Origin of the sequence: Streptomyces poriferorum (genome assembly GCF_019399235.1) — a bacterium.
Taxonomy (GTDB): Bacteria; Actinomycetota; Actinomycetes; order Streptomycetales; family Streptomycetaceae; genus Streptomyces; species Streptomyces poriferorum.
The window spans coordinates 1-10,359 of sequence record NZ_JAELVH010000243.1 but is presented as its reverse complement, the minus strand read 5'-3'; the positions used below and the strand labels follow the sequence as shown (position 1 = coordinate 10,359).

At 69.3% G+C, this 10,359-nt stretch carries 8 protein-coding genes and 2 pseudogenes; 7 read left to right on the top strand and 3 right to left on the bottom strand.

Translation table 11 applies throughout. The features are described from left to right. Positions 1-116 precede the first annotated feature (116 nt). Both JGS39_RS30860 and JGS39_RS41180 read left to right on the top strand, forming a co-directional pair. Positions 117-761, top strand: coding sequence for an HAD family hydrolase (locus JGS39_RS30860; protein ID WP_219572992.1), 645 nt, complete (start codon positions 117-119; stop codon positions 759-761). 42 nt (positions 762-803) lie between these two features. After that, positions 804-1,613: pseudogene (locus tag JGS39_RS41180) on the top strand (MFS transporter); the annotation flags it as partial. Here the strand turns inward: JGS39_RS41180 and JGS39_RS30855 are convergent. Next, positions 1,565-3,340, bottom strand: a pseudogene (locus tag JGS39_RS30855) (transglycosylase domain-containing protein); the annotation flags it as partial. The pseudogenes JGS39_RS41180 and JGS39_RS30855 overlap by 49 nt on opposite strands. A 172-nt stretch (positions 3,341-3,512) precedes the next feature. On the opposite strand from JGS39_RS30855, the gene JGS39_RS30850 reads away from it, so the two are divergent. From JGS39_RS30850 to JGS39_RS30835, 4 genes are all read left to right on the top strand, one after another. Continuing rightward, positions 3,513-4,313, top strand: coding sequence for an ABC transporter permease (locus tag JGS39_RS30850; protein ID WP_219572994.1), 801 nt, complete (start codon positions 3,513-3,515; stop codon positions 4,311-4,313). Then, positions 4,306-5,184 carry an ABC transporter permease gene (locus JGS39_RS30845; RefSeq protein ID WP_308120806.1) on the top strand — a complete coding sequence of 293 codons (879 nt, stop codon included), beginning with the start codon at positions 4,306-4,308 and terminating at the stop codon, positions 5,182-5,184. Before JGS39_RS30850 ends, JGS39_RS30845 begins: the two co-directional genes overlap by 8 nt. A gap of 29 nt (positions 5,185-5,213) precedes the next feature. Then, positions 5,214-6,206, top strand: a complete 993-nt coding sequence (locus JGS39_RS30840) for an ABC transporter ATP-binding protein (protein WP_219572996.1) — start codon at positions 5,214-5,216, stop codon at positions 6,204-6,206. Positions 6,207-6,267: 61 nt separating this feature from the next. Next, positions 6,268-6,957: a DUF1707 SHOCT-like domain-containing protein gene (locus JGS39_RS30835; RefSeq protein ID WP_219572993.1), complete on the top strand. Its 690-nt coding sequence runs from the start codon at positions 6,268-6,270 to the stop codon at positions 6,955-6,957. Between the two features lie 26 nt (positions 6,958-6,983). On the opposite strand, the gene JGS39_RS30830 is transcribed toward JGS39_RS30835, so the two are convergent. Continuing rightward, positions 6,984-8,228 (bottom strand): SGNH/GDSL hydrolase family protein, encoded by a 1,245-nt coding sequence (locus tag JGS39_RS30830; RefSeq protein ID WP_219572991.1) that lies wholly within the window; start codon positions 8,226-8,228, stop codon positions 6,984-6,986. Positions 8,229-8,375: 147 nt separating this feature from the next. Here JGS39_RS30830 and JGS39_RS30825 point away from each other — a divergent pair, with 147 nt between their 5' ends. Next, on the top strand, positions 8,376-9,776 hold the full coding sequence (locus tag JGS39_RS30825) for a DUF445 domain-containing protein (protein ID WP_371603706.1): 1,401 nt from the start codon (positions 8,376-8,378) through the stop codon (positions 9,774-9,776). Positions 9,777-9,958: 182 nt separating this feature from the next. Here JGS39_RS30825 and JGS39_RS30820 read toward each other — a convergent pair whose 3' ends face one another. After that, positions 9,959-10,261, bottom strand: coding sequence for a hypothetical protein (locus JGS39_RS30820; protein WP_018517962.1), 303 nt, complete (start codon positions 10,259-10,261; stop codon positions 9,959-9,961). Positions 10,262-10,359: the final 98 nt, after the last annotated feature.

Here is a 10,359-nt window from a genome sequence, read left to right as displayed (position 1 = left end):
TACTGCAGGGGGGACCCTGTGGGAGAGTAGGACGCCGCCGAACTCCTTTTGATAGTTAAGCCCCGTGCCCTTGTGGCACGGGGCTTTTCTGCGTTCCGACCGTTTAAGGTCGTGGCATGCGCTACGAACTGGTCATCTTCGACAACGACGGTGTGCTCGTGGACAGCGAGCCGATCTCCAACACCATCCTGGCCGGCTACCTCACAGAGCTCGGGCACCCCACCTCGTACGAGGAGTCCCTCCGTGACTACATGGGGTCCGCCGTGCACCGGGTGCACGACCTCGTCGAGGAGCGGGGCGGGGAGAAGCTCCCTGCGGACTTCGACGACACGCTCCACTCACGGATCTTCGCCGCGTTCCAGCGGGAGCTGGAACCCGTCCCCGGCGTGCAGGAGGTGCTGGGGGAGCTCGTCGCCGACGGGATCCCGTACTGCGTCGCCTCCTCCAGCAGCCACGAGCGGATCCGGGTCAGCCATCACCGGACCGGGCTCGACCAGTGGTTCGAGGAGGAGTGGATCTTCTCGGCCGAGGACGTGGGCCGGGGGAAGCCGGCGCCCGACCTGTTCCTCCTCGCCGCCGAGCGGATGGGCGTCGCTCCCGAACGGTGCGTCGTCATCGAGGACAGCCCGCTCGGCGTGGAGGCGGCCAGGGCCGCGGGCATGGACGTGTACGGGTTCACATCGATGATGCCGGCGGACCGGCTGGCCGGTGTGACCGGGCATTTCTCCGACATGGGACAGCTGCGGGAATTGCTTGCCTGACGCGTCTACCCATGGGTAGAGACTGGCCCTACGCTCGCGCCCATGACAGATGCACGTTTGCGGCACGGCAGAGCCTCCCTCGCACTGAGCTTCTTCGTGCAGGGCGTCACCTTCGCTCTCCTCGTGACCCGGATCCCCGCCATTCAGGACCGGTACGGGATATCCGACGGCCTGCTGCCCGTGTTCCTCGCCGCCGTGCCGATCCTGGCCGGTGTGGGCAGCGTGGTCACCGAGAAGGTGGTCGCACGGGTACGTCCGAGAGTCGTCCTGCGGTGGGCGCAGCCGGTGGTGCTGCTCGCGCTGCTCGGCGTCGGTGCCGGGAGCGAGGTGTGGGAAGCGGCCCTGGCGCTCGGCGTGTTCGGGCTGTCCGTAGGTGCGCTGGACGCCTCCATGAACATGATGGGGGTCAGTCTCCAGCGGGCGTACGGGCGCTCCATCATGCTCGGCTTCCACGCCGCGTACAGCCTGGGCGGGATCGCCGGGGCGTCCATGGCGTGGGCCGGAGCTCACTGGGATCTCTCGCTGGTGGTCTCGTACCTTCCGGTGGTCGTCGTGCTGCTGCCCGTCGCGTTCGTCGGGAGCCGGTGGTACGTCGAGGGGAAGCAGGAGGACGAGCGGGAGCAGGGGGCGGCGCGGGGTGCGGCCGGGTCGGTTTCGTTCAAGCTGCTGATGCCGCTCTGTCTGGTGATGTGTTTCGCGTACATCGGGGATTCGACGGTCTCGAACTGGAGCGCGAAGTATCTGCAGGATGTGCTGGGGAGTTCGGAGCAGCTTTCGACGGTCCCGTACAACGTGTACATGGTGACGACGCTGCTCGGGAGGGCTGTCGGGGACTTCGGGGTGCGACGGTTCGGTGCCGTGGCCGTGGTGCGGTCGGGGAGTGTGACGCTTTCGCCGTCCTTGGTGACCTTGTCGACGAGGACGTGGTCGCCGTGTCTGCCGTGGTCGGCGAGGGTGGCGTAGGCCTCGGTCATGTCGAGGACGCTGGCGGTGGAGGGGCCCAGGGCGATCGACGGTGAGGCGGTGAGGTCGGGGGTGTCCTTGGGGATGCCGAGGTCGATGGCGGTGGTGCGTACCTTTTCGGGGCCGACGTCCTCGGCCATCTGCGCGTAGACGGCGTTGACGGATTTGTCGGTGGCGGTGCGGACGGTGATGGGGCCGTAGCTGACGTCGTCCTCGTTGGCCGGGTCGTATCCGGTGGGTCCGTCGGGTCCCTGGACCATGCGTTTGTTGGTGCCGTCGTAGATGGTGCTGGGGGTGATGCGGCGGCCGTCCTGGGTGGTGGAGCGGTTGGCGACGGCGGAGGTGAAGACGAACGGTTTGAAGGTGGAGCCGACCTGGTAGTCGCGGCGGGTCGCGTTGTTGACGTATTGGCGGGTGTAGTCGATGCCGCCGTACATGGCGAGGACGCGGCCGGTGGCGGGGTCGATGGAGGCGCCGCCGACGCGGACGTTGCGGTCGGCCTTGTTCTTCTTGCTGGTCTTGGACATGACGTTGTCGTCGACGGCTTCGACGAGGGCGTCCTGTTTCTTCTTCTCCAGTGTGGTGGTGATGCGGTATCCGCGGGTGGCGAGGGTCTTCTCGTCGAGGATGTCCTTCTGGATCAGGTAGTCCTCGACGGCCTGGACGATGTAGCCGCGCTGGCCGGAGAGGCTGTTGGCGGGCTTGACGGGGCCGGGCAGGGGGAAGGTGAGGGCGGCGCGTTCGCCGGCGCCGAGCCACTCCTCCTTGACCATGCCGTCGAGTACGTAGTTCCAGCGGGCGAGGGCCGCGGGCTTGTTCTCGGGGTGGGTGATGACGTCGTAGGCGCTGGGGGCGTTGAGCAGGGAGGCGAGGTAGGCGCCTTCGGCGGTGGTGATGTCGCCGATGTCCTTGCTGTAGTAGGCCTGGGCGGCGGCCTGGATGCCGTAGGCGTTGCGGCCGAAGTAGCTGGTGTTGAGGTAGCCCTCGAAGATCTGGTCCTTGGTCTCTTCGCGGTTGAGCTTGATCGCGATGAAGAATTCCTTGATCTTGCGGACGATCGTCTGTTCCTGGCCCAGGTAGTAGTTCTTGACGTACTGCTGGGTGATGGTGGAGCCGCCCTGCTTGCCCTTGCCGGTGAGGGTGTTCCAGCCGGCCCGGACCATCGCCTTGATGTCGACGGCGCGTTCGGAGTAGAAGTCGCGGTCCTCGGCGGCGAGGACGGCGTGCTGGACGGTGAGGGGGACCTGGGCGAGTCTGACGTTCTCCCGGTTCACCTCGCCGTCGCGGGCGATGACGCTGCCGTCCTTGTAGAGGTAGACGTTGGACTGGGCGGTGGCGCTGGCGTTGGCGGGCGGGATCTCGACGAGTTGGTAGCCGGCGATGAATCCGCCGATCAGGACCAGTGCGATGAGGAGGATGCCGCCGAGGACCATGCGCCAGGTGGGGATCGCGCGGCGCCAGCCGGTGCGTTTGGGGCGCTTGGGTTTCTTCTGCTTGCCCGCTCCCTTGGCCGGGGTGCCCTGTTCCGCGGGGGCGGCAGCGTCGGCAGACAGGTCCCTGGGGGTCCAGCCCGGGTCTGCCGGGTCCCCGTTCTGCTGCTGTGGCTCGTCGCTCATGTCGGTGCAGACTCCTCGGCCGCGGTCAGTTCTCCCATACTGCACTTTTCTGCGGAATAACCACCGGATCGACCTCGGAAAAGCAGTCGCGGCGGTTCCTCCGGCTGGACTAGGCTCCTGCGCTTTGGTGTCCGCGCACGGCGGGGCACCCCGATCGTGAGGGGTGGTTGTGGTGCGGCTCTATGCCGTGGTGGCGGCGGGCGGGTTCCGGCGCTATGCCACGTACCGGATCGAGACGGCCGCGGGGGTGTTCACCAACACCGTCTTCGGCTTCATTCTGGCGTACACGTATGCGGCGCTGTGGGACGAGCGTCCGCAGCTCGGCGGGTACGACATGTCGCAGGCGCTCACGTACGTGTGGCTGGGCCAGGCGCTGCTGATGACGTGCGTGATGATGGGCGGCGGTTTCGAGGACGAGCTGATCGAGCGGATCCGTACGGGTGATATCGCGGTCGATCTCTACCGGCCGGTCGATCTTCAACTGTGGTGGCTGGCGGGTGACTTGGGCCGGGCGGCGTTTCATCTGCTGGGGCGCGGCATCGTGCCGATGATCTTCGGTTCGCTCGCCTTCGATCTGGCGATGCCCGGGTCGCCGGGGATCTGGGTGGCTTTCCTGGTCGCGGTGGGGCTGGGTGTCGTGGTGAGTTTCGCGATCCGCTATCTGGTCGCGCTGTCGGCGTTCTGGCTGCTGGACGGGGCGGGGGCGGCGCAGATGTCGTTCCTGGCGGGGATGTTCTTCTCGGGGATGCTGCTGCCGCTGAACGTGTTCCCGGGGGTGCTGGGCGAGGTGGCGCGGGCGTTGCCGTGGTCGGCGCTGCTCCAGGTGCCGGCGGATGTGTTCCTCGGGAAGCACACGGGCTGGGGTCTGGTGCGGGTGTACGCGTTCCAGGCGAGCTGGGCGCTGGTGCTGCTGCTTGCGGGGCGGCTGTTGCAGTCGGTGGCGACGCGGAGGGTGGTGGTTCAGGGTGGCTGAGTCGGTGGAGTCGGTGGACGTGGCCGTGAGGGAGGAGCCCGGGGCGGTGTTCGTCCCGCGGTCGCGGGTGGTCGAGGGGGTGCGGGCGTACGGGCTGATCGTGGCGATGTGGCTGCGCTCGACGATGGCGTACCGGACGTCGTTCGTGTTGACGACGTTCGGGAACTTCGCGGCGACGGCGTTCGACTTCGTCGCGATCCTGCTGATGTTCTCCCACGTCGACGTGCTGGGTGGTTACACGCTGCCGGAGATCGCCCTGCTGTACGGGTCCGCGGGTACGGCGTTCGGGCTGGCGGATCTGCTGATGGGGTCGATGGACCGGTTGGGGCGGCGGGTGCGGGACGGCACGCTGGACACGTTGCTGGTGCGGCCGGTGCCGGTGCTCGCGCAGGTGGCGGCGGACCGGTTCGCGCTGCGCAGGCTGGGGCGGGTGTCGCAGGGGGCGCTGGTGCTCGGTTATGCGCTGGTGACGCTGGACATCGACTGGACGGTGGCGAAGGTGCTGATGGTGCCGTTGATGCTGCTGAGCGGTGCGGCGATCTTCGCCGCGGTGTTCGTGGCCGGGGCGGCGTTCCAGTTCGTGGCGCAGGACGCCTCGCAGGTGCAGAACTCCTTCACGTACGGAGGGGCCACGCTGCTCCAGTACCCGCCGACGGTCTTCGCGACGGATCTGGTGCGCGGGGTGACGTTCGTCATCCCGCTGGCCTTCGTGAACTGGCTGCCGGCGCTGTATGTGCTGGGCCGGGACTATCCGCTGGGCCTGCCGGACTGGGTGGCGTTCCTGCCGCCGCTGGTGGCGGGTGCGTGCTGGGCGGTCGCGGGCCTGGCGTGGCGGGCGGGGCTGCGGGCGTACCGGAGTACGGGAAGTTGACGCGGGTCGAGCGGGAAGAGGCGGCGGACATGGGTGTGAGCGTGGATACGGATACGGATTTCATCGAGCTCGACGGTGTCGAGAAGGTCTTCGACGTCCGTCGCAGGACGGGTTTCCTGCGCAGCGAACGGAGGGAGGTGCGGGCCGTCGACGGGATCAGTTTCCGGGTGGGGCGCGGTGAGATGGTCGGTTACATCGGCCCGAACGGGGCGGGGAAGTCGACGACGATCAAGATGCTGACCGGGATCCTCACTCCGAGTGCCGGTTCGCTGCGGGTGGCGGGCATCGATCCGTCCCGGGAGCGTACGAGGCTGGCGCAGCGCATCGGTGTGGTCTTCGGGCAGCGCACCACGTTGTGGTGGGACCTGCCGCTGCGTGACTCGTACCGGCTGATGCACCGGATGTACCGGATTCCCGATGACCGTTTCCGGGTCAACATGGACCGCTGTATCGAACTCCTCGATCTGGCGGAGTTGTTGGATGTGCCGGTGCGTCAGTTGTCTTTGGGGCAGCGGATGCGGGGCGATATCGCGGCGGCGCTGTTGCACGATCCGGAGGTGTTGTACCTGGATGAGCCGACGATCGGTCTCGATGTGGTGTCGAAGGCCAAGGTGCGTGGTTTTCTGCGGGACTTGAACGCGGAGCGCGGTACGACGGTGCTGCTCACCACCCATGATCTGACGGATATCGAGCAGTTGTGCAAGCGGGTGATGGTGATCGATCACGGGCGTTTGATGTATGACGGTGCGCTCGCCGGGCTGCATGAGGTGGGGGAGAGCGAGCGGATGCTCGTGGTGGATCTGGAGCGTGAACTCCCGCCGATCGTGCTGGAGTCGGAGCATTCGGTGCGCACGGTGAAGGTCGAGGGGGTGCGGCAGTGGCTGGCGTTTCCGGCGTCCGCTTCGGCGGCGCCGCTGGTGGCGCGGATCGCCGCGGAGTACCCGTTGGTGGATCTTTCGGTGCGGGAGCCGGACATCGAGGCCGTGATCGCGAAGATGTACGCGTCGGCCTCCGGCCTGTAGTGCGGTGACGGGAGCGGGCCCGTTCAATAGGCTGCACGGTATGACAAGCGAACTTCCGGAGATGCGTGCCTCCGATGCCGAGCGTGAACGGGTCGCCGAGGTTCTGCGTGAGGCGGTCGCCGAGGGCCGTCTGCAGATGGAGGAGTTCGAGCAGCGGCTCGACGCGACGTACAAGGCCCGCACACACGGTGAGCTCGAACCGCTCGTCCGTGATCTGCCCGCTCCCGGTGGCGGGGCGGTGGCGCCGGCGGTCGCGGGGCAGCGGCCCCGGACGGGTTCGCTGGCCCGCTGGTCGGAGCGGATCGGCAAGCCCGCCACGTCGAAGGGCGCTTTCGCGTTCTGGGGCGGGTTCTCCCGCCGGGGGAACTGGACGATCAGCCGGGTGTTCACCGCGTTCGCGATGTGGGGCGGCGGCGAGATCGATCTGCGCGAGGCGAACTTCGAGGACGGCGAGGTGGTCGTCCGCTGTTTCGCGATCATGGGTGGCATGCAGGTGACGGTTTCGCCGGATCTGAACGTCGAGGTCCGCGGGATCGGCATCATGGGCGGTTTCGGGGAGAACACGAAGGACGACGGGTTCCCCGCACCCGATGCTCCCCGGGTGCGGGTCACCGGCCTGGCGCTGATGGGCGGCGTCGGTGTGGAGCGTAAGCGGAGCAAGGCGGAGAAGCAGCGTGAGCGCGATGCGCAGACGCAGCAGCTGCGCGATGGCGGGCGTTCGCGGCTGGAGAAGGGTGACGACGGGCGTTAGCGCCTCGTCTCAGCGCCCGGTACCCCTCACAGCGCGTCCGACGACGGCTGGGCGCGCAGCAGGGAGGCCACGTCGACCAGGGAGCCCAGGCGCTGGTAGCCGGCGTCGTTCAGGTGGAGGTGGTCGCCGGAGTCGTAGGCGGGCAGCAGCCGGGTCGGCCGCGACGGGTCCCGGGCCGCGAGGTCGAAGTCGAGGAACTCGTCGAAGACGCCGCCGGCCCGGATCATCGTGTTGACGTGTTCACGTACGGCGTTCCTGGCGGGGGTCCAGTTGCCCTGGCCCTCGTACGGCATCAGGGTCGCGCCGATGACCCGTAGTCCGCGGGCGTGCGCGCGCTCGGTCAGGGTGCGCAGGGCGTCCGTGATCCGTGCGGGGTCGCTTTCCTGGGGGAAGGCCTGGATGTCGTTGATGCCGAGGGCGATGACGACGGTCTTCACGCCGGTGACGGCCAGGACGTCGCGGTCGAAGCGGTCGAGGGCGCGCGGCCCGACGTCGTTGAGCAGGATGCGGTTGCCGCCGATGCCCTGGTTCACGACCGCGTACCGGCCGGCGAGGCGGTCGGCGAGGATGTCGGGCCAGCGGCTGTTCGCGTCGGTGGTGGAGCCGCTGCCCGCGGTGAGTGAGTCGCCGAAGGCCACGAGCGTCCCGGTGGCGGCCATGCCCCGTACGTCGACGGCGGTGAGGTAGCGCCAGTCGGTGGTGGGCCTGGTTCCCTGGGGGCCCTCGGTGGAGGACGTCTGGTGGCTGTTGGGGTGGACGGTGACCGGGCCCCGGGCGGTGGGGGTGCGCAGGGTGACGACGAGGTCGGCGTCGGCGGCGACCGGCGCGACGACGGGGTCGCTGATGACCTGTCCTCCGGCGGCGATCGTCACGGAGGGCGCGTTGCGGAACGTCACCGGGAGGGCGTTCACGGTGACGTGGTCGACGAGCAGCGGCTGCGTACCGAAGAGGTTGGAGAGGGTGATGCGGGCCGCGTCACCGCCGATGCTGGTGTGCACGACGTTACGGATGGTGCGCAGGCTCGGGTCCGGGCCCTGCTCCGGGTCGGTCGCGCCGAGGACGGGGGCCGCGGCCCAGGTGGCGAGCCACTGGCCGGTGGAGCGAGCCGGGGCGGCGGGGGTGCGGGCCACGCCCTGCGGGCCTGCGGCGGCCACGGCCTTCGCCCGGGGCTCGGTGAACAGCAGGGAGCCGGTGAACGCCACGAGGGCGGCGAGCGCGGCGGTGCCCACCAGGAGGGCTATGAGCAGGGCGGATCCCTGGCGCCTGGGCATGGACGGTGTGTCTCCTCATTCGTTCGTGGGCCGGAACCCATGATGCGGCAGGGCTCGGGGAACTCGACGTGCGGCCCGGGAGTAGGTCAGGTAGGCACAATGCGTACGGGGCGCCGGGGGCGCCGGTTACGCGGACGGGTGGAGCGGATGGAACGGATCGAAGGCACGGCCGAGGACGCGGCGGCCGGCACGGCGGACACCGGCACGGGTGCGGGCCCGGGCCCGGGCGGCCCCGGGGAGGGGCCGGAGCGACGGAGAGGGCCCCGCCCGTCGGCGTCGCTCGCCTCGTTCGCGTACACGGCCGCCGACGAGGAGAAGCGTCGTGGCGTGCGTCGCATGAAGACCACGGCCACCGGCCTCCTTCTGTTGGTCGCGCTGGTGTACGTCCTCGCCACTTGGGCGAAGAACGAGGGGGTGGGCGGCTGGCCGGGCTTCGTCGCAGCGGCCGCCGAGGCGGGGATGGTGGGTGCGCTGGCCGACTGGTTCGCGGTCACCGCTCTCTTCAAGCGTCCGCTCGGACTGCCGATTCCGCACACCGCCATCATTCCAAACAAGAAGGACCAGCTGGGGGCCTCACTCGGTTCCTTCGTCGGCGAGAACTTTCTGTCGGGCGGCGTCGTCCGTGACCGGATCCATTCCCTCGCCATCGGCGGCCGGGTGGGTGCCTGGCTCGCGGAGCCTCAGCACGCGGACCGGGTCACGGCCGAGCTGTCGACCGCGCTGCGGGGCGCGCTGACCGTGCTCCGTGACGCGGATGTGCAGGCGGTGGTCGGTGAGGCGATCACCCGGCGGGCGAACGCGGCGGAGGTCGGCCCGGGGCTCGGCAAGATGCTGGAGAAGGTCGTCGCGGACGGCGGCCACCGCAAGGTGGTGGACCTGGTCTGTGTGCGGGCGCACGACTGGCTGGTGCAGCACGGCGACTCGGTGATGGACGCGGTGCAGGGCGGTGCGCCTGGCTGGACCCCGCGGTTCGTGGACAAGCGGGTGGGCGAGCGGGTCTACAAGGAGCTGCTGCGTTTCGTCACCGAGATGCGTGACATGCCGGGGCACCCGGCCCGCGGCTCGATCGACACGTTCCTGACGGACTTCGCGGCCGACCTCCAGACGGATTCGGAGACCCGGGCCCGGGTGGAGCGGCTGAAGTCGGAGATCCTGGGGCGCGGCGAGGTCCAGGACGTCATCGCGTCCGCCTGGTCGTCCGTCCGGCAGATGGTGATCGCGGCCGCGGAGGACGAGCGGAGCGAACTGCGGCTGCGGGCCCGCGCCTCGCTGATGTCGCTGGGTGCGAGGCTGGCGACGGACGGGCGGCTCCAGGCGAAGGTGGAGGGCTGGCTGGAGGACGCGGCGGTGTATGTCGTGACGACGTACCGGGCGGAGATCACGTCGCTGATCAGCGACACGGTGGCCGGCTGGGACGCGGACCAGACGTCGAAGAAGATCGAGGCCCACATCGGCCGTGACCTGCAGTTCATCCGGATCAACGGCACGGTGGTGGGTGCGCTGGCGGGCCTGGCGATCTACTCGGTGTCGCGGGCGTTCGGGGCTTGAGAGCCGCTTGAGAGGTGTTCGAGAGGTGTTTGAGCGCCGATTGAGAGGCGCCTGAGAGGTGCCTGCGGGAGCCCTGTGGGGCGCCTGTGGGGCGCCTGTGGGGCACATCGGGGTGGCCTCGGTCGGCCTCAGTTCGCGTGCCGNGCCGCCCGCGTTCACCTCGTGCCGAAAAAAATCCCCGCTCAGGCGGCGCGGCGCGTGACGGCCCAGGACGCGGCGGCCACGGTGCCCGCGACGGTGAACACCGCGGGCCAGGCGCCGACCTTCTTCGCCAGCGGGTGCGACCCCGCGAAGGCGGCCACGTAGGCGGTGGTCAGGGCGACGGCGGCCCGCGGCCCTGCCTGCCGGTTCCACTCGTACGCGGCGACGCCTCCCGCGGCGGCGAGCGCGACCCCGCCCAGTGGCCGCTTCCTGGTCCACCGTGCGACGGCGTAGCCGCCGACCAGTCCGCCCGCCGCCACTGCCGCTGCCGGAACCTTCGCCATCGCAGCCACCTCAGCCTTCTCGTAGATCGTCGCCGTACGCGCGTCGCATCGCCCGTACCGGCTCTCGGATCCGAGGCTAACGCGGCGTTCCGGCATCC

Excerpts from the sequence above, each read along its gene's own strand:
- JGS39_RS30860 (WP_219572992.1), top strand. The coding sequence starts at position 117 with ATGCGCTACGAACTGGTCATCTTCGACAACGACGGTGTGCTCGTGGAC.
- JGS39_RS30840 (WP_219572996.1), top strand. The coding sequence starts at position 5,214 with ATGGGTGTGAGCGTGGATACGGATACGGATTTCATCGAGCTCGACGGT.
- JGS39_RS30835 (WP_219572993.1), top strand. The coding sequence starts at position 6,268 with ATGCGTGCCTCCGATGCCGAGCGTGAACGGGTCGCCGAGGTTCTGCGT.
- JGS39_RS30830 (WP_219572991.1), bottom strand. The coding sequence starts at position 8,228 with ATGCCCAGGCGCCAGGGATCCGCCCTGCTCATAGCCCTCCTGGTGGGC.
- JGS39_RS30825 (WP_371603706.1), top strand. The coding sequence starts at position 8,376 with ATGGAACGGATCGAAGGCACGGCCGAGGACGCGGCGGCCGGCACGGCG.
- JGS39_RS30820 (WP_018517962.1), bottom strand. The coding sequence starts at position 10,261 with ATGGCGAAGGTTCCGGCAGCGGCAGTGGCGGCGGGCGGACTGGTCGGC.